Origin of the sequence: Curvivirga sp. (assembly GCF_965219885.1) — a bacterium.
GTDB lineage: Bacteria > Pseudomonadota > Alphaproteobacteria > UBA8366 > Aestuariispiraceae > Curvivirga.
In genome coordinates this window covers 549,500-569,788 of record NZ_CBDCOT010000009.1, presented here as the reverse complement: position 1 = coordinate 569,788, position 20,289 = coordinate 549,500, and the positions used below count along the sequence as shown (strand labels likewise).

At 43.3% G+C, this 20,289-nt stretch carries 14 protein-coding genes; 13 read left to right on the top strand and 1 reads right to left on the bottom strand.

What is annotated here, in order from left to right:
* Positions 1–13: 13 nt before the first annotated feature.
* On the bottom strand, positions 14–616 hold the full coding sequence (locus ACOQOA_RS08085; protein ID WP_420548137.1) for a TetR/AcrR family transcriptional regulator: 603 nt from the start codon (positions 614–616) through the stop codon (positions 14–16).
* Positions 617–761: 145 nt separating this feature from the next.
* On the opposite strand from ACOQOA_RS08085, the gene ACOQOA_RS08080 reads away from it, so the two are divergent.
* The 13 genes from ACOQOA_RS08080 to ACOQOA_RS08020 all read left to right on the top strand — a co-directional run bounded on the left by ACOQOA_RS08080 (position 762) and on the right by ACOQOA_RS08020 (position 20,283).
* A complete protein-coding gene (locus ACOQOA_RS08080; protein WP_420548136.1) occupies positions 762–974 on the top strand; it encodes a hypothetical protein in 213 nt (70 codons plus the stop codon).
* A gap of 10 nt (positions 975–984) precedes the next feature.
* Positions 985–1,893, top strand: a complete 909-nt coding sequence (locus tag ACOQOA_RS08075; RefSeq protein ID WP_420548135.1) for an esterase/lipase family protein — start codon at positions 985–987, stop codon at positions 1,891–1,893.
* Positions 1,894–1,932: 39 nt separating this feature from the next.
* The gene (locus ACOQOA_RS08070; protein ID WP_420548134.1) at positions 1,933–5,355 is read left to right on the top strand and encodes an acyl-[ACP]--phospholipid O-acyltransferase; all 3,423 of its coding nucleotides are present in this window, start codon (positions 1,933–1,935) and stop codon (positions 5,353–5,355) included.
* A 9-nt stretch (positions 5,356–5,364) separates the two neighbouring features.
* Positions 5,365–6,126, top strand: a complete 762-nt coding sequence (locus ACOQOA_RS08065) for a ceramidase domain-containing protein (RefSeq protein WP_420550097.1) — start codon at positions 5,365–5,367, stop codon at positions 6,124–6,126.
* A 231-nt stretch (positions 6,127–6,357) separates the two neighbouring features.
* The gene (entS, locus tag ACOQOA_RS08060) at positions 6,358–7,596 is read left to right on the top strand and encodes an enterobactin transporter EntS (protein ID WP_420548133.1); all 1,239 of its coding nucleotides are present in this window, start codon (positions 6,358–6,360) and stop codon (positions 7,594–7,596) included.
* A 103-nt stretch (positions 7,597–7,699) separates the two neighbouring features.
* Entirely contained in the window at positions 7,700–7,966 is a 267-nt protein-coding gene (locus ACOQOA_RS08055) for a phosphopantetheine-binding protein (protein WP_420548132.1), read from the top strand.
* A gap of 2 nt (positions 7,967–7,968) precedes the next feature.
* Entirely contained in the window at positions 7,969–8,175 is a 207-nt protein-coding gene (locus tag ACOQOA_RS08050) for an MbtH family protein (protein ID WP_420548131.1), read from the top strand.
* Between the two features lie 44 nt (positions 8,176–8,219).
* Complete coding sequence (locus ACOQOA_RS08045) at positions 8,220–15,332, top strand: amino acid adenylation domain-containing protein (RefSeq protein ID WP_420548130.1); 7,113 nt, start codon at positions 8,220–8,222, stop codon at positions 15,330–15,332.
* Positions 15,333–15,347: 15 nt separating this feature from the next.
* Positions 15,348–16,535 carry an isochorismate synthase gene (locus tag ACOQOA_RS08040; protein WP_420548129.1) on the top strand — a complete coding sequence of 396 codons (1,188 nt, stop codon included), beginning with the start codon at positions 15,348–15,350 and terminating at the stop codon, positions 16,533–16,535.
* On the top strand, positions 16,535–18,169 hold the full coding sequence (locus ACOQOA_RS08035; protein WP_420548128.1) for a (2,3-dihydroxybenzoyl)adenylate synthase: 1,635 nt from the start codon (positions 16,535–16,537) through the stop codon (positions 18,167–18,169). Before ACOQOA_RS08040 ends, ACOQOA_RS08035 begins: the two co-directional genes overlap by 1 nt.
* Positions 18,166–18,813 carry an isochorismatase family protein gene (locus tag ACOQOA_RS08030; protein ID WP_420548127.1) on the top strand — a complete coding sequence of 216 codons (648 nt, stop codon included), beginning with the start codon at positions 18,166–18,168 and terminating at the stop codon, positions 18,811–18,813. Before ACOQOA_RS08035 ends, ACOQOA_RS08030 begins: the two co-directional genes overlap by 4 nt.
* Positions 18,810–19,580 (top strand): 2,3-dihydro-2,3-dihydroxybenzoate dehydrogenase, encoded by a 771-nt coding sequence (locus ACOQOA_RS08025; RefSeq protein ID WP_420548126.1) that lies wholly within the window; start codon positions 18,810–18,812, stop codon positions 19,578–19,580. The genes ACOQOA_RS08030 and ACOQOA_RS08025 overlap by 4 nt, the downstream gene beginning before the upstream one ends.
* On the top strand, positions 19,555–20,283 hold the full coding sequence (locus ACOQOA_RS08020) for a 4'-phosphopantetheinyl transferase family protein (protein WP_420548125.1): 729 nt from the start codon (positions 19,555–19,557) through the stop codon (positions 20,281–20,283). Before ACOQOA_RS08025 ends, ACOQOA_RS08020 begins: the two co-directional genes overlap by 26 nt.
* Positions 20,284–20,289 lie beyond the last annotated feature (6 nt).

The window sequence follows — 20,289 nt, the reverse complement described above, 5'->3', positions numbered from 1 at the left end:
AAACCTCAAACATTTATTTGAATTGTTGAAGCCCGGCGATATAGTTGGTGACTAATGAGTTGCTCAGCTCTATCGCGGGGTCTTTCGTCATGATCTTAAGTTTATCGGCTGTCGCCAAAGAACAGATACCGTGAAGAGAGCTCCATAAAACGCGCGCCGCTTTTTTAATTTCTTCTTCAGATATAGATGTTTTTAGGGGGGCGAGGGCTGCCTCAACAATATTTAAAAGTAGTTCAATTTTCTTATTATACCAATCAGGTAAGATCTCGCCTTTGGGTAAGCTATGTTCGAAAAGTGCATTCCACAAATTTAGGTTTTGAAAAGTGAAATCTATATAGCTGTTCGCTAATTTTTTAATATCGCTTTCCACATTTCCACTAAACACAATTGTGGTCAGATTATTGTGAAGTGCATCAAGCGTGGTGGCATTTAAGTGAATGATTAAGTCATCTACATTTTTGAAGAGATTGTATATAGTTCCAACGGCATAACCCATTTCTGTTGCTACTTTTCGAACCGTAAGGGCTTTTGTTCCTTCTTCGATAACCAGACTACGTGCTGCTTGTATAGCCATTTGCAATAATTCTTCGCGGCTATGGTCATATCTTCGCGCCATGATTTAATCCTAAATCTATCATTTGTGCTCACAGAAAAATAGCGGGAATGAACCCTAAAATCAAATTAATTGAACAATGATCATTGACAATTGAACATCGTTCATATAATTCTAAATGAGCATTGTTCAATTAAGGAGATTGATTATGACTTATGAAACTCAAAATTTGAATGTGAAACAGTTAGTCAAAATTGTTGTTGTCGCTTTGATCGCAATATCTGTATCAGGGTTCTTAATTGGGCATATGATTGGCACAATCTGGACGATCAATATTAGTAGTATGGAGCAAGCGCTATTTAGTTTTGTTGAACTGTTTGAGGCAGAAACGATACAACAGCTCGCTTTGATTGCTGGTTAAGGGGGAAGTTATGCGCCTTAATAGACAAAGAAGATTTCTTGGCGGATTGGCAGTGATTATTATTTGTATGATATCTGTCATTGCGGGGGCAAAGGAAAGTTTTTCTATTCCGACACTTGGAGGAAAGCAAATCTGGTCTGATGTTCAGATTCAAAATGACTGGCGCCTTCAGGAAAACGTTTTAACAGGTCATTATCGCCTTTTGGATGAAAATGACAGGCGTGTCACTTGGGGAAGTTTGAAGGAATGCCAACAAGTTCTCTCTAAAGCTTTTGGAGATAGAAAAGCGGGACATTTAGTAATCTTCGTACATGGAATTTTACGTTCCGCAGGATCATTTTCATTTTTGGAAGAAAATTTACGTCAGGCAGGATATGAAACAACGGCTATTAGCTATGCCAGTACCCGACTTACAATTGAGGAGCATGCAGAAAATTTAAACATTCTTCTGGATCAACTGGAAAATGTTGAAACGGTTTCATTTGTTTCTCATTCGATGGGTGGTTTGGTTTTGAGGCAGGCGTTAGGGAGACGCGATTTGGATCAAGATTTATTTGACATAAGTAACGTGGTCATGATTGCCCCACCAAATCAGGGTTCACAGATTGCGGATGAATTGAAAGAGAGTTTATTTTACCAGTTAGTATATGGTGTATCTGGGCAACAATTGACATCAGATATTGCACCCAACTTTCCATCACTGAACATTCCTGTCGGTATTATTGCCGGAGTTTCTTCAGGCGATGAGGGGTATAATCTTTTTGTAACTGGTAATGATGACATGGTAGTTTCGCTAAAAGAAACGCATCTAGAGGGGGCAGATGATTTTCTTAAAATCAAAGGACTACATTCCACATTATTATATCAGGAAGCGACAGCTTCAGCTGTAAAGCAATTCTTGGAAAATACGAAGTTTTAGAAACAGGCCGAGGGTATATCCGGTCTTTGGAGATAAAAAATGGGTGATGGCAATTTCAATATTCTGGGTAGTAAGAGGTTTTTACCTCTGTTTTTGACTCAGTTTTTGGGCGCAATGAATGATAATGTTTTCAAGAATGCGTTGGTGATTTTGATTGTCTACAAATTGGCAGATCAGGCGGGATTAGACGGTCAGTTAATGATCACACTAGCTGCTGGGATTTTTATTCTGCCGTTTTTCTTGTTTTCTGCCTTGGCAGGACAAATCGCTGACAGATTTGAAAAGTCGCGGCTCATTTCATTTATCAAATTTGCCGAAATTTTAATTATGATATTTGGTGCCTATGGGATTTTTTTCGGACAGCCATATTTTCTATTATTTGTACTATTTTTAATGGGATTACAGTCAACCTCCTTTGGACCTGTGAAATATTCTATTTTGCCGGATCATTTGAAAGAAGATGAGTTGCTTGGCGGTAATGCCTTAATTGAAGCCGGGACTTTTCTTGCCATTTTGATTGGTACGATCTTTGGTGGTTTATATATTTTAGGTGAAAATGGCGCGTTGATCATTTCGATTGCGATTGTTGGTTTTGCCATTCTTGGATGGTTGACCAGTTTACCTATTCCAAAAACCAATATTGCGGATCCTGATTTAAAAATTAACCTTAACTTCCTAGGACAATCCTTTAAAACGATCGCGCTTGCACGTGAAAGAAAAGACGTCTTTTTATCTATTATGGGGATCTCCTGGTTTTGGCTTGTTGGTGCAACATTCTTGGCGCAATTTCCAAATCTTGCCAAAGGATATTTAGGTGCAAATGAAGAGGTTGTAACTCTATTTCTTGCTGTTTTTTCGATCGGCATTGCGATCGGTTCCATGATTTGCCACAAGCTTTTGAAAGGCGAAATCTCGGCACAATATGTTCCGCTTGGGGCTGTCGGGATGTCAATCTTCATTATAGATCTCTATTTCGCAGTCAGTGGATATCAGCCGACCGTTGGTCAAGAATTTATCGGTGCCTATGAGTTCATTGGGACACTGTCTGCGATCCGTATCATTGCAGATTTAGTTGCGATTGCGATTTGTGCAGGGCTGTTTATCGTGCCGCTCTATGCGATTATGCAAAATAGAAGTTCTGAACAGCAAAGATCCCGTATTGTTGCTGCCAATAATATTTTGAACGCAGCGTTCATGGTGGTTGGCGCTTTGGCTGCAACTGTGATGTTGGCGGTTAACTTATCTGTCATCGACGTATTCTTGATACTTGGAATATTGAACGCATTTGTGGCCGTCTACATTTGTGGGTTATTACCTGATGCTATTGTGAAAATGGCCCTTAAAGTGATTTTGAAGCTTTGTTACAAGGTGGAGGTCAAAGGACTAGAGCATTATAAAACCCTAGATGAAAAAGCGGTGATTGTTGTTAATCATGTCTCTTTTCTAGATGCGGTATTATTAGCGGTTTTCTTGCCGCGTAAGCCTACTTTTGCTGTCGATAGTCATGTAGCTCAAAGCTGGTGGATACAGCCTTTCTTGAAAATTGTGGATGCCTATCCAATGGATCCTACAAATCCGATGGCAATTAAATCTTTGATAAAGGCGGTAGATGACGGGCGCCATTGCGTGATTTTCCCAGAAGGGCGTATTACTACGACCGGCGCGCTGATGAAGATTTATGAAGGTCCAGGATTGATTGCTGATAAGGCAAATGCACCTATGGTGCCGATCCGGATTGATGGTGCACAATATACAATTTTCTCACGTCTTAAAGGCACTGTGCGTCGTCGTCTTTTCGCGAAAATTACAATTACTATTCAGGAGCCGCGTCAATTTGAGATCCCTGCCGAAGTTTTTGGACGTGAGCGTCGGCAAATGGCCAGCCAAAAATTATATGATGTGATGACAACTTTGATTTTCGAAACACAGAATAATCAACAGACATTGTTTGAGACTTTGTTGGACACAAAGGCCATTCATGGTGCGTCTAGTCTTGCAGTTGAAGATATTGAACGTAAACCTTTATCCTATAAGAAGCTTGTTTTAGGAAGTTTGGTTTTAGGACGGAAACTTAAATCTTTCCTTTCAAAAGGTGAAGTTACAGGCGTGCTATTACCAAATAGTGTTGGTGCTTCTGTGGTTTTCTTTGCCTTACAAGCATTCGGTTACGTGCCGGCTATGTTAAATTTCTCTACAGGCTCTGCAAATTTGGTATCCGCCTGCCAAACAGGCAAGATTAAGAAGGTTCTGACTTCTAGACGGTTTATAGAACTGGGTAAGCTGGAAGATTTAGTCGATGCAATTTCTGAGCATACGGAACTGGTGTATTTGGAAGATATAAAACAGAAGATTAACTTCCTAGACAAAATCGTTGGTCTACTATCCCTTCCGTTTGCAGGTGAAATTCATAAGGCTAGAGAGGTTTCATCGGAAGATCCGGCTGTTATCTTATTCACATCCGGTTCGGAAGGTGTTCCAAAAGGTGTGGTTTTGAGCCATCAAAACTTACTGTCCAATAGATTTCAGTTAGCTGCATGTGTGGATTTTAACCCAAAGGATATCGTGTTTAACGCCTTGCCAATTTTCCATTCATTTGGATTAACAGGCGGGATGTTGTTACCTATTCTGTCTGGTATCAAAACGTTTCTATATCCATCCCCCCTACATTATCGGATCGTGCCTGCATTAGTATATGATAGTAATGCGACCATTATGTTTGGTACGGATACTTTCTTGACCGGATACGCCAAAGTCGCACATCCATATGATTTCTATGCCGTGAGATATGTTTTTGCAGGGGCAGAAAAAGTCAAAGATGAAACGCGTAGAGTTTGGTCTGAGAAATTCGGCTTACGTATCCTTGAAGGCTATGGTGCAACAGAAACCTCACCCGTTCTTTCCACCAATACCGCTATGCATTTCAAGGCCGGAACTGTTGGTCGTTTAATGCCGGGATTAAAAGCAGAACTGGAACCAGTGCCGGGTATTGAGGAGGGTGGAAAGCTGATCGTTTCAGGCCCAAATGTGATGAAAGGATACATGCTTGCTGAAAAACCGGGTGAAATCCTGCCACCTTTGAATGGACGATATGATACAGGTGACATTGTAGATATTGATGCAGAAGGTTTTGTAACCATTAAAGGACGCGCCAAGCGATTTGCCAAGATTGCAGGTGAAATGGTCTCATTGGGTGCTGTGGAAACCTTTATTGCCAAAAACTGGTCTGATCAAATGCATGCTGTTGTTACAATACCTGATCCCAAGAAAGGGGAAGCTTTAGTTTTAGTGACAGAAAATGCCGCACTTGAAAGAAAAGCTTTATCTGAAGCAGCCAAATCAGAAGGTATGGTAGAATTAATGATCCCGAAACAAATTCTGACAGTTGATCAGTTGCCAGTGTTAGGGACGGGCAAGACGGATTATGTAAGCATTCAAAAACTGGTTGATGAAGAATTAGGTTAATTGAACGTGATGTTTAAAAAGGAAGTTATACTCATTTTCTGGATACCATTGCTTTTCTTTATCTCATTGAAGGCGATGACCTATCCCATTGCACAAGATATCTCGTATCATAACTTTGCGGATCAAAGGAATATGTTGGGTATTGATCATTTTTTGAATGTTTTAAGTAATATATTCTTCTTGATAATCGGGGTATTAGGTATTCGTGAATCACTACAAATGAAGGATGAATACTTAAAATATAGGCTTGTATCCTTGGTATTTTTTATTGGCGTTGGATTGGTTGGGTTAGGGTCAGGGTATTATCATCTTGATCCTAACAATATGACTTTAGTCTGGGACCGTCTGCCTATGACTATCGCATTTATGGCGTTTTTCTCTATGGTGGTTATCGATCGGATTGATGCCCGAATAGGCCAGAAAGTTGTTTTGCCAATTTCTCTACTACTTGGAGCGCTAAGTATTTTATATTGGGTCATCACCGAAAATATGGGCGTAGGAGACTTGCGCGCCTATGCCTTTATACAATTCTTTCCGGTTATTCTTATTGGATTGATTTGCTGGATGTATCGCCAGGCAGAGATCATGAAAGTTAGTATGCTTAGTTATGTTTTCTTATGGTATGCAATTGCAAAAATTCTGGAACATTTCGATTTGCAATTTTATCAACTAACTTTAGGGTTCGTAAGTGGGCATAGTCTGAAACATGTTGCAGCAGCCATCGCAACTTGGATTGTTTATCGGTCTATACGGCAAGTATTTCTGCGATAAAATAGAGATATCAATAAGGCTATATCTAAAAAATTTAAATGATTTGTTGATCTGAAATTTTGAATTTCAACGTGTCATTTGCAAAGAATTATGGCTGATTTGCAAACATATCAATGCTAGTGCTGGTCAAAATTTGTTGATATTAATAATCATTATTAACGACGATATATGTCGATTGATTATTTTTAATCTACAGTTCTGAAAACTTCTTAGGCGCTAAGGTATTCATTGATGGCTTTATCTAAGCATATGATAGATATGACAATTCTGCGTGAAAATCCCGTCTTTAGACGTGTGATGATTGCACGCGGTATTTCATTAATGGGATTAGGCTTTCTCTCCGTCGGTATACCTGTTCAGACATATAACCTGACAAATTCCAGCTTTTCTGTGAGCGTGGTGATGGCGTTGCTGAGTTTTGGAATGTTATCAGGGTTGATGCTAGGCGGTACTTTGTCGGACACTTATGATCGTCGTCGTCTCATCTTATTTGCACGTAGCGTTTGTGGGCTGGGATTCCTCGGCTTGTTTATCAATAGCATCCTTCCGGAACCTTCAATTCTTGCTATTTATGTTCTTGTTCTTTGGGATGGGTTCTTTGGGGCGTTGGGTGTTGCGGGATTGTTAGGGGCTATGGTTCAGATCGTTGGGCGTGAGAAGATGGCTCCGGCGACGGCTTTAACCATGATTGTGACAAGATTTGCAACTATTGCATCACCTGCGCTTGGTGGCTTGGTGATCGCTTTATGGTCTGTAAGTTGGAATTATGCCTTTGCAGCTTTCATGACATTATTGACTGTCATTTCTTTGTGGGGCTTGCCATCTTTGGCGCCCGCAAAAAGTAAAAAGGGTAATCCGCTTTCCATGATTTTTGATGCCTTGAAAATTGTTGGCGGCAATAAAGCATTGCTGTGCCTATTTGGTATGGGCGGACTTATGGCATTATCGCCAGCAATTAGAACTGTTTTCCCGTTTCTTGCAGAGCAAAGTGGATTCGATCCGGATATGGCGGCGGGTCTGTTATATGCTGCGGTGCCTGCGGGAACAGTATTGGGAGCGTTCTTCAGTCGCTCCGTCAGTGAATTGAAGCGACCAGGATTGGCACTTACCGGTCTCTGTGTAACGGCTGCAATTGCGATTATGGGTATTGGATATCTTTCAAGTTTAATCGTTGTCTTGTGTCTATTGATAATTTTTGGTGCAGCCCTTGGTGCTGTTGGTGTTGTGCAAATGGCCTTGGTGCAAAAGGCAACGCCGGATAGCCATCTCGGCAGAGTTAACTCTCTTTACATGGCTCAAGAAAACCTTGGGATGATATTTGGAGCAATGATCTTTGGCAGCATGACTGGCATGTTTATCCCGTCTGAAGCGTTAATCATTTATGGCTTTGTGATTATGTCGCTGGTTATTTTGTTGCGGTTGATTTTGCCATTACGTCAAGAAATTGAAACGCCAGAACCAGTTGGTTAGGTGTCAAAATTGAAAGATTAGATCCGAAATAGGACTGATTTTAACAGGCTTAAAAGTAGGAAATTTATACATTTTTATACAACTATAAATAGAGGGTTTGAAATTGCTAAATTCAAACGATAATCCAAAAATTACTTTATCTGCGCCTTTGAACTCTAAAGAGGAGCTATTCGATCATCTTCTTCCTCTTTTAGACGAAGAGCCGGAATTTGATGAAAATCTGATGGATTACGGCCTGACATCTATCGATGTGATGAAGTTGGTCACGGGGCTTAGAGAGGGGGGCGTTGAAGTGAAGTTTGAAGATCTTGCTAAGTCACTTTCTATCGACGGCATCTGGCAATGTATTTTTCAGGCGAGAGGAGTTTAATCATGTTTGAGAGCGGTGTTCAGAACCCTTTTGATGATAATCGTTTGACCTTCTTGGCGTTGAAGAATGGCAAAGGTGAATACAGTCTTTGGCCTGAATTTAAGGAAGTTCCAACTGGTTGGGATATTACCTTTGGGCCAGCGGAGCGTGATGAATGTTTGGCACATATCAACGCCGTTTGGGTGAAACCGTTAACATCGGTGAAATAATTAGACTTCTTTTCAATATTTGAGTGAATTTGCCGGAGACTATTATGAATTCATTTCCACTTTTGAACACGCAATCAGGTATTTGGCTGGCGGATCAAGTATCTGACAAAGGCAATCTCTTTACCATTGCGCATAACGTGGAAATGTGTGGAGAAATTGATGCGAATATTCTGTCTGAAGCAATCCGTAAAGGCATGTCAGAAGCAGATAGTATTACTGCAAAGTATTTCTTTAATCATGATGTTGGTATGCAGGAATTTGGTGCCGTAAATCTTGAAGATATTTATATCGAGATTTTAGATTTACGTTCACATACCAATCCTGAAGGGGAAATGCGCCACCTTACGCAAAGTGACATAGATGCTGAATTGAGATCCGGTGGAAATAAGCCGCTAGCACGTCATATTATTATGCGTATGAGTGATGTTGATGATGAGCCTCGATGGATTTGGTATCAACGTTATCATCATATCATGCTGGATGGCTATAGTTTTACGGCCTTGACCAGACGTACAGCTGAAATCTATTCAGCCTTAGTCAAGGATGAGGCGCCAACTGCTTCGCCTTATGAGGGAACACCAGCCGTTCTTGAGGAATATGAAGCTTACTGTGCATCTAAGGCGTTTGACCGGGATCGCACTTTTTGGTCAGAATATTGTTCCGATTTACCCCCTGTTGCGCGGGTGCCTTCTGACCCTAAAACTGGTGATGAGCAACCCATTTTAACTGAGATACGCACATTAGGTGCAGGCAGTGTTCAATCACTTGAAAACATTGAACAGAATATCGCAAGTGTTGATCTATTGATCGCAACAGTTGCTGTGTATTTGGCACGTATGACCGGACAACCGGAACAAGTGATTGGTGTGCCATTCATGCGTCGTATGGGATCGGCTGCAATTGCCTCTTCTGCGCCTATGGTGAATATCTTGCCTCTACGTGTACCTGTTGATCCTGATCAGTCGATCGTGGAAATGGCGCTTAATGTGGCAAAGAATATGCGCAAAATTCGCCGCCATCAACGTTATGACACCGTCCTGATTCAACGTGATATCGGAATGGTTGGTAGCGGCCGTCGTCTATTTGGACCAGTCGTCAATTATCGCATGTTTGATTATGACTTGATGTTTGGCGATGTGCGCGGGGAAACGGAACATTTAGCGACTGGTCCTGTGGAAGATATCGAATTTGGCTTGTTGACGAATAATGGCCGCGTTTCAATTGAATTACGTGCGGATGGCGCACTTTATTCGAGGGAAGAGTTAGTTCAGCACGCAACCCGTTTACAGGGATTGTTAGAAGGATTTATCCAAGATCCAACTGGTAGTTTGGATAGGCTTGATCTGATGTCAGCTATAGACAAGGAAAATCTTGCGACATGGTCTACAGTTAAGCCTCTTGCCAATACATCTAATTGGACGACAATTGTTGACGCTTTTTCTGAGCAGGTGGCAAAAACACCTCATGCGACATCATTGGTTTATGAGGATAAATCACTTTCCTATCAAGAAATGTCAGATGCGGTCTTTCGACTTGCTCGGCATTTGATAAATGCGGGACTTGGAAGGGGTGATTGTATTGCAGTTGCTTTGCCACGGTCCGAAGAATGCGTGATCGCCACATTTGCTATCATGGCGACTGGTGCAACTTATCTGCCTTTAGATATCAATTACCCCCAATCGCGTATCAGTGACATATTTGAAGATGCGGATCCAAAACTGGTTTTAACCAATCGTGAAGGCGATCAATCTTTACCTTCTTCCGTGTCGAAATTGTATCTGGATAATCCACAGCTTTTAGAGACATTAACAACTCTCAAGCCGGATGTGATTTCATCCGACGAGCGATTGGCGCCTTTGAGTGCAGCCGATACAGCTTATGTAATCTTCACTTCTGGTTCAACGGGACGACCAAAAGGTGTTGTTATTAGACATTCATCTTTATTAAGCCTGTTTAAAGGAGAACTAGACCAAGTCTATCTACCAGCTTTAGCGCAAGTAAAAGAAAACTATCCTGAACGTGTGTTACGCGCCGCCCATACTCATACTTTCGCTTTTGATAGCTGCTGGTTGATGTTGTTCTGGCTGTTGCTTGGACAAGAGGTTCATATTCTAGATGAGGATATGCGCCGTGATGCCCACGCGCTTGCCTTAGAGGCTGATAAACAAAAATTTGACTCGTTAGATTTGACACCGTCCCTTTGTGGGCAAATGGTTGAAAGTGGTTTGTTTGAAAACGGGCGCCATCACCCAACGATGATTACAATTGGCGGCGAAGCAATCCCCGGTAACTTATGGGAATTACTTAGAAGTTATCCTGATCTTCAAGTTTGGAATGCCTATGGCCCAACCGAATTTACGGTAGATGCGGTTCTTGCATACCTCCACGAAAACGAAAGCCCGGTTATCGGTAATCCTATCCATGGCGCGCAAGCTCATGTGTTTGATACACGTCTTGAAGAAGTCGTTCCCGGTGGCGTTGGGGAGCTTTATCTTTCTGGTCCCGGCATTGCCGCAGGATATATCAATCGTCCAGATTTAACAGCGCAACGGTTTGTCGCACATCCCTATAAAGATGGGGAAGTGATGTATCGTACTGGAGATCTAGTACGTTATAACACAGACGGTAAATTGGAATATCTGGGGCGTAGTGATCATCAAGTTAAAATTCGTGGATATCGTATTGAAATTCCCGAAATTGAAATGGCCATTGAAGCACGCCCTTCGGTACAACAATCCTTGGTGATTGTTGAGGATTTAGGACATATCAAACGTTTGGTGGCGTATTGTACGCCAAAGGCAGGCAAAACACTTGATGCGGAAAGTATTCGTCATCGATTAAGCGAAGAATTACCTGACTATATGGTGCCTGCGGCCTTGGTGGTCTTGGATGAGTTCCCGTTAACACCAATTGGGAAAATTGACCGCCATCGTTTACCTTCTCCGCAAATTTCTGTGGATATCAAGCCACAAACAACGGAAGAGCATCTGATTGCAGATCAGGTCGCGAAGTTGCTCAAACTTAATGCGGTTGGTGTTGAGGCCGATTTCTTTGCCTTGGGAGGCGATAGTATCACCGCCATGGTATTGTGTAATGCGGTTCGAAAAGAAGGATATTTTTTGAGCCCACGCGATATCTTCGAAGGAAAATCAATTAAATCTATTTCCCAACGTTTGGCGTTGTTATCTGATCTTCAACCTGATGAGGAAGCCACTGAAACAGTTACATCAGAAATGCTTGCAGAATTGAGTTCAGTCTATGGCGTGATTGAGGATGTTGTACCATTACTGCCTTCCCAGAAAGGTGTTTTGTTCCAGTCACAATCAGGTTTAGGCGGTGGGCAATACAATTCTCACACACGTCTCTATCTCCGTGGTGAATTGGATACGTCCAAACTTCAAAATGCATTAAACGGATTGTTGCAAAAACATCCTCACCTAACAGGTATCTTCAATAGTTCCATTGGTGATGAGCCAAACCTGATTTTGCCAAAACTAACGGGGGATGAGCATTGGCCGCTTTATGAACATGATCTTTCCAACTTGCCTAAAAAGCAACAGGAAGAAGAGATTTTACGCATTGAAGCTGAAGCGGTTAGCAAAGAGCTAATTACCAACGAATTTTGTCAGTTAATGCATGCGGAGCTGGTCAAACTAGGACCAGATTACAATGTGCTTATTTTGGTGGTGCATCACATTATCGTTGATGGATGGTCTGCGCCGATCATCTTGGATAACTTATTTGATCTCTATGCAAACGGTCTTGGAGATCATCTAGTTTCCTCTCCGAGCTACTCAACAGTAATTAAATCTCTCCTGGCGCGTGATCAAACAGAAGCGCGTGACGCATGGAAGGTGGCGTTGGATCAAGTGGAAGCCACACGCTTGTTTGATCATATCAAACCCACAGATCATCTGAATGAAGTCGAATATTTATTGGATCACGACATTAGTCAGGCTTTGCAAGCAGAATCCAAGAAGCGCGGTGTAACTCTAAATAGTTTGATGCAAACCGCTTGGGCTGTGGTGCTTGGTTCAATGCTGGGACGTAATGATGTGGTCTTTGGTACACCAACTGCTGGGCGTTCCGCACCAATTCCCGGTATCGAAGATCAAATCGGTATGTTCCTGAATACGGTGCCTGTGCGGGCAAATCTTCAGGCGGATAAACCATTATGGGAACAAGCAAAGCAGTTACAGGAACAACAGATTAAACTCATGACTTATGATGAGTTGGGATTGGCTGAAATTCAACAAATTGCAGGGGCCGGTAGTTTGTTTGATACATTGCTTGTTGTGGAAAACTATCCTGATTTTGATACCTTTTTGCGTAAAGGAAGCAATCTACGTGTCGAGAATTTCCATAATCGTGGCTATAGCCATTATCCGCTAGCGCTTGTTGTTTTACCGGGCGATGAAATCAAGCTTCTCATTCAAGATAGAGGGGCCGTTGACGATGTGGAAGCCTTGGCAAAGCGTGTGGCAGTTGTGCTTGAAGCGTTGGTACGTAATCCAGATCAAAATCTTGCGTCTATAGATGTTGTTACCGCTGATGAATTGCAAGAAATTGCGCTTGTGAATGATACAAATCGTGCGCTCCCAGATCTCAATGTGCGCGATCTATTACTTGCGCAAGTTGGGCGTACACCAGATGCCGAAGCCCTTATCGATGAGAGCGTTTGTTTGAGCTTCAGAGAAGTGCGACATCAAGCCTTGGAAATTGCATCTGACTTACGCAAGCTGGGTGTGAAGCGGGGGGATGTAGTTGCGGTTGCCTTAAACCGATCAGCAAGATTAAGTATTGCATTGCTTGGCATATGTGAAGCTGGTGCAACCTTCTTACCTCTGGACTTATCTTATCCGCAAGCCCGTCTTCAATATATGGTCGGGGATTCAAAACCTACTATTATCATCGTAGAAGATGAGACAGAGAATATGTTTGAAGGGGATCATCAGGTCTTGCGATTTGATGAACTTTATAGCCCGGATAATGAAGTGCGGGATTTGGAAGATCCAGGTATCCATCCATCTGATCCTTGTTATATCCTTTATACATCTGGCACGACAGGCCAACCGAAAGGTGTCGTCGTCAGTCATGGGGCGTTATTGAACTATCTTTTATGGGTTCAGGATGTTTATCCGCTAACGGATGAAGATACAGTGTTGCAAAAGACACCTTGCGGATTTGATGTATCGTTAACGGAATTCTTCTGGCCGTTCATTTGTGGAGCGCGTCTTGTGGTGGGATCTCCGAATGTTCATCAGGAAACATCTGAACTTATTCGCTTAATTGAGAAGCATCAGGTGACTTTCACAGATTTTGTCCCATCCATGTTGGAAGTCTTTGTGGCAGAATTGAAAGAAGGTAATAACGCTGAAAGATGTAAATCTTTACGTCAATTGATCTGCGTCGGAGAGGCTTTGTCACGAAAAGTGGTTGAGGAATTCTCTCAACTGTCCAATGCGGAAGTTTTAAATTTATATGGCCCGACAGAAGCAACGATTGAAGTGACACAGGCGTCTGCAACAAAGGCACTAGCAGAAGAAAGTAATATTGTCCCAATTGGATATCCTGCTTGGAATACGGAACTTCGTATTTTGGATCATTGTTTACGACCTGTATCCCCGGGTGTGGCAGGTGAACTTTATCTATGTGGTGATCAACTGGCGATCGGATATCTTAACCGCCCAGATCTAACTGCATCACGTTTCGTGGCTGACCCTATGTCAGACGGACAACGTATGTATCGCACAGGCGATCTGGCTAAATGGCGTGCTGATGGTCAGGTGGAATATCTTGGACGTGTAGATACGCAAATCAAGATTGCGGGACAGCGTGTGGAACTAGGTGAAATCGAAGCACAAATTCGAACCTTCCCAGATGTGGATCAAGCCGTTGTTGTGGCTTTGGAAACCAGATCAGATATGCAATTGGTAGCCTATGTAACGGGTGCGTTTGAGCGGATCAGTAATTTATTGGCTTATCTTAGTGATTTGTTGCCACAACATATGATCCCGACAACCATTATCCCACTGGATGAAATGCCATTAACTTCTGCAGGTAAGCTGGATCGTGCAGCTTTACCGAAACCAGCATTTGATGATCGTATGCTTGGGCGTGCACCTTCGGGTCCGCAAGAAGAGCCTATTGCTGATTTGTTCAAAGAATTACTTGGATTGGAAATTGTTGGCGCAGACGAAGATTTCTTTGCCATTGGCGGACATTCTCTAATGGCGATGAAACTGGCTGCCCGTATTCGACGGGATTTCAATGTTCAAATTTCTGTTGGGCAAATCATTGCAATGCCGACGATTGAACAATTAGCAGAACATATCTTCCTTGGGGACCGTGTGAATACCATGGCGCGTGACGGATTTGATCTGGTTCTTGAGTTTAAGAAAAGAGAAGGAAATCCTCTTTTCTGTTTCTATCCGGGGTCAGGTATTTCTTGGAAATTTAACGTGTTGTCACGTCACCTACCTGATGATGTAGGTTTGGTTGCTTTCCAATCGCCACGCCCAAACGGACCAATCGCGTCTAGTAAATCACTGGAAGAACTTTGCGATAAACAATTGGAAATCTTGCTCTCTGTCCAGCCGCAAGGTCCATATTATCTGCTTGGTTATTCAATAGGTGGCGGTATTGCCTATGGCTTGGCTGTGCGTTTGAAAGCGATGGGTAAAGAAGTGCGTTTTGTTGGCATGTTAGATACATACCCACGTGCTTTAGGCGCCAAAGGTGGGCTTAATCAGTTTGAAAATATGATTAAGGAAGAAATGCAAGGTGGAGCAGAGGATGACCTGCAAGAAGAACGCGCTGAAATTCTTGAACATCTTTTACAAAATATCCGTGATGCAAATGGTTTGGTTTCTAATGGCGAAGCCCCGAAATATGACGGGCATGTAACCTTATTCTCTGCGGGCCTTTCGCGCCCTACCCATGTGAATCCAAAACAGATTTGGGAAGAATATGCCAATTCTGCAGCGGTGTTTGATTTCCCTGAATGTACCCATTTCGACATTATGTCACCCGCTTCGATGGAGAAGATTGGACCCATTATCGGTGGCATCATGGATGATGTGTATTTACGTGAGTCAAAAACCCAGCAACCTAATCTGTCTGAAGACGGAAGACAGGAAACGCAAATTGCGTCCTGATATCTGAAGGAGAATATGATGCAAGCACAAATGAAAAATATGGATGTTCAGCCTGAACGTGATATGACCGTTGGTGAGCCTGTCTTTGCCTTTCGATCCCGTCGTAAGGTTCTGGAAACATCAAATGCTGTTGCGATGCCGGAAGGGACCAGTCAGACACTAGCCCAGCGTCTGGCAGTTGTAATGCAAGATATTGATGAGAAAAAGGCAATCGTTGGGGCACTCCCTTTCCATTACGATCATCAACCAGATAGCCTCTGGATCGCGGATACAATTATTCATGATCCGCGCCAGTTTCAGCCAGATGCATTCTCTCCGTCCAGTTGGAAAGTACGCCAAGCACCACGTGCCGAAGATTATGCAAATGCGGTATCTGCTGCATTGCAATGTTTAACAAAAGATCCGGTTGATAAAGATGAGTTAACCAAGATCGTTTTGGCGCGTTGTATCGAAGCGGAATGTGATCAACCAATTGATTTAAAATCTCTCTTTAATCGATTGTCAGTTGATCCAGCTGTTAATGTTTTTCAAGTTGCTTTACCGAAGCAAACGACATCTGCCCGTTACATGATTGGCGCGACACCGGAACTTCTTATTTCAAAAGATGGCCGTAAAATTGCCTCTCACCCCCTTGCCGGATCTGCGCGACGTGTATCAGATTTAGCGGAAGATGCGGCCGCAGCAAGTCGGCTGTCACGATCTGAGAAAGATCGTCATGAACATGCAATTGTTGTTGAATATATCCTCGATATTCTTGCGCCTTATTGCAAAATGTTGAAACGCCCTGATGGGATGACACTCACCAGTACCAAAAGCATGTGGCATTTGGGCACACGTATTGAAGGCGAACTTCGCGATCCTGACATTCCTGTGCCGATTTTGGCTGCCGCTGTTCATCCGACGCCTGCGGTTTGTGGGTTACCGAAAATCCAAGCGGAGGAAACAATTGAGAAACTTGAACCTTTTAACCGTGATTTCTTCACAGGTGCTGTTGGCTGGTGTGAGGCAAACGGAGATGGGGAATGGTATGTGACCTTGCGTTGTGCAGAGGTCATGGACAACACCGCACGTCTTTATGCCGGGGCAGGTATCGTACCGGGCTCTGACCCTTGGTCAGAAGTGGCGGAAACAGGTGCCAAAATGGGGGCGATGATGAGCGCGCTCAATATTCCAGCAAATATAACAATGACCGGAGGTATGTAATGAAACAGGTTCACCAAATCTGGCCTGACGAATTTATCAAGCGCTATCGAGAAGAAGGTTATTGGACAGGGCAAACTTTCCCTTCCATGTTGCGTGAATGTGCATGTAAATATCCAGATAGCGTAGCGGTGGTTGATGCAACTAAATCTCTGACCTATATGGATTTGGAGCAACGTGCAAAAGAACATGCCGCTGGTTTCTTGAAATTAGGCATTAAACCTGGTGAACGTGTACTTGTGCAGATGGGGAACGTGGTTGATTTCTTCCCTGTTATCTTTGGCTTATTTCAAGCAGGTATTATCCCTGTTTATTCTTTGCCTGCACATCGATTAAGTGAGATACGCCATTTAGCAGAAAAGTCAGAAGCGGTTGCAATGGTGACTGTCGATGAATATGGCGGTTTTGATTATCGGGAACTTGCCAAGAATGTTCAGGCGCAAGTGCCAGCCATTCGAAATGTCATTATTGCGGGTGACGCAGGTGAGTTTATTGCGTTGGAAGATTGTGTAGCACCTGTTGATAATACATTGCCTGATCCTGATCCGTGTTCAGTTGCTTTCTTGCAGATTTCAGGCGGTTCAACCGGAATGCCAAAGCTAATTCCGCGAACCCATGATGATTATATCTATAGTTTCAGTGCCAGTAACGAAATTTGTGGTGTAACCCATAAGAGTGTCTATTTGGTGGCGTTACCAGTTGCCCATAACTTCCCAATGAGTTCACCGGGATATATGGGTACTTTATTTGCGGGTGGGAAAGTTGTGATGGCGCCTTCTGGAAATCCAGAAAGCTGTTTCCCTTTGATTGAAAAAGAAAAGGTTACAATCACCGGGTTGGTGCCCCCTTTAGCGCGTCTTTGGTTGGATGCGGCTGAATTTAAGAAAGTTGTGGCAGATATCACTAGCCTTGAAACCTTATTGGTTGGTGGCGCTAAATTTGATGAACCGACTGCTCGACGCGTGAAGCCGATCCTTGGTTGTCAGTTACAACAAGTCTTCGGCATGGCTGAGGGATTGGTGAATTATACGCGTTTTGATGATGATGAAACGATTATCGCAACAACGCAGGGTCGCCCAATTAGTCCGGCTGACGAGGTTTTGGTTGTGGATGATAATGATCGCCCTGTTGCCGACGGAATTACAGGGCATCTTTTGACACGCGGTCCATATACAATTCGTGCCTATCATAATGCCGAAGAAGCAAATCAGAAGTCTTTCACCAAAGATGGGTTTTATCGAACTGGCGATATCGTACGTCGTCTGGCGTCGGGGCATCTGGAAGTTTTGGGACGCGCTGGTGATCATATCAATCGTGCAGGTGAGAAGATTTCCGCGGAAGAAGTTGAAAGTCATCTGATCGCAAACCCAGAAGTATATGATGCCACTGTTGTTTCTATCCCTGATGAGGGGATGGGTGAGAAGTCATGTGCTTTTGTGATTCCGATTAGTGAAGCACCGAAAAAGGCCGCTTTGAAACGATGGATGCGAGAGCGAGAAGTCGCTGATTTCAAAATCCCTGATCAAATCATCTTTGTTGAAAAGTTTAATACCACCGCAGTTGGCAAGATCAGCCGTAAGGAGCTGCGTGAACAGATGCGCCAATGGCATTTGGAAGAAGAGGAGAAAATCGCATGAACCAGATTAGAAAAGGGTTACCGCAAATCGGAACATACTCCTTACCAACCTTGGAAGAATTACAAGAGCCACGGCCTGACTGGAAATTATCTGCAGATCGGGCAGCCTTGCTGATCCATGATATGCAGGATTATTTCTTACGTCCTTATGATCAACAGGCTGAGCCTATGAATATGGTTTTAAACAATATTCAGCGTTTGATTGGTCACTGTCGAAAGCTTGGGATTCCGGTTTTTTATACAGCCCAAGAAGTGAGACAGGAAAGATGTGATCGTGGATTGCAGGCAGACCTATGGGGGCCAGGAATGCAAGATCCGGAAAACCATCAGAAAATTGTCAAAGATTTGGCGCCATCTGAAGAAGATTATGTGTTGGTCAAGCATCGTTATAGTGCGTTCCAACGCAGTAATCTTGAAACCATGATGAAAAGCAGAAATAGAGATCAGCTTATAATCTGCGGGGTTTATGCACATATCGGCTGTCTACTAACCGCAGGTGATGCCTTCATGCGGGATATTGAACCGTTTTTTGTGGCTGATGCTGTAGCTGATTTCTCTCGTGAGAAGCATGATCTGGCTGTTCAATATGTGAGAGATGTTTGTGGCGTTTCTTGCACATTAGAGCAAGTGGAAAGCTGGTTATGAACGCAATCAGACGAGAATTTGACGGCAAAGTTGCCTTCGTCTCAGGGGCAAGTGGGGGTATAGGGGCAGCGATTGTTAAATCATTGGCTGCACAAGGGGCGAAAGTGTTTGCCACTGATATTGAATGGCCAGAAGAACCATCTTCAGATGCAGCGATATATAACCATGTTTTAGATATTACCGATCCCGCGGCTGTCGATGTTGCGGTTTCAAAAGCGGAACAGCATTTCGGTCCGATTGATGTGGCGGCTTCAGTTGCAGGGGTTTTAAAAACTGGATTGGCGATTGAAACGTCAGATGCAGATTGGCAATCAATGTTTGCGGTTAACTCTACCGGGGTTTTCAATATCGGTCGTGCTTTAGCGCGAGTGATGATCCCGCGTAAAAGCGGTTCGATCGTAACAGTCAGTTCCAATGCGGGAGGAATTCCACGTCATGGCATGTCTGCCTATGCGGCGTCAAAGGCGGCCTCCACAATGTTTACCCGTTGTTTAGGACTGGAACTGGCTCCTCATGGTATTCGCTGTAACATTGTGGCGCCGGGGTCGACGATTACACCGATGTTGGCAGATATGACGGGTGATCCTGTTGCGATGAACCAATTGATTAATGGATTACCGGAAACTTTTAAAACCGGCATTCCATTAGGAAAACTAGGACAACCAGATGACGTGGCAGAGGCAGCTTTATTTTTGCTGTCTGACCGGGCATCTCACATAACAATGGCAGATATCTATGTTGATGGCGGCGCAACTCAAAGAGCGTAATCATTGGCAATCTGCTGATGATGCGCAATTCAATTCTATAGGAATCAGTACAGATGTTTGGTTGATCGATCTTCAAGCACCAACGCTAATTCAACCTAATGTTCTGTCTGAACAAGAAATTCAACGTGCTCAGCGATTTGTAAGCCCCAAACGGCGTATTGGATATATGGTTGCGCATACTGCTCTACGTCACTTGTTATCTGCCTACAGTGGTTTATCGGCAAAAGAATTAAGGTTTATAGAAGGCGCTTACGGCAAGCCAATATTATCTGATAGTCAGGTGCTTCACTTCAACTTATCGCATAGCGAACAATATGCGTTGGTTGCCGTTTCTAGCTGCGGTCCCGTTGGTGTCGATGTTGAAGATAAGATGAGAGATCTTCCGTGGGAGATTGCGCCACAAGTTTTCTCTAAAAGAGAAATTGCTCTTATGCAGAAACTACCCAAACAGCAGTTGGTAGATGTTTTCTATGAGGGGTGGTGTCGCAAAGAGGCCCTGGTAAAGGCAGATGGGCGTGGGTTGAATCTAGATTTAACTCAATTGGAAGTCATAGATGAAGATATTTGCGAACTCAACATGACTTGGTCCTTGCGACGATTACCGGAAATAGCGGGGCACGCTTCTGCGTTGGTAACCCCGAAATGCGCGACAGAAATCAGAACCTATCGCTATGTAAATAGCAAATTCAGTAATTCAAAGTAAAGCGAG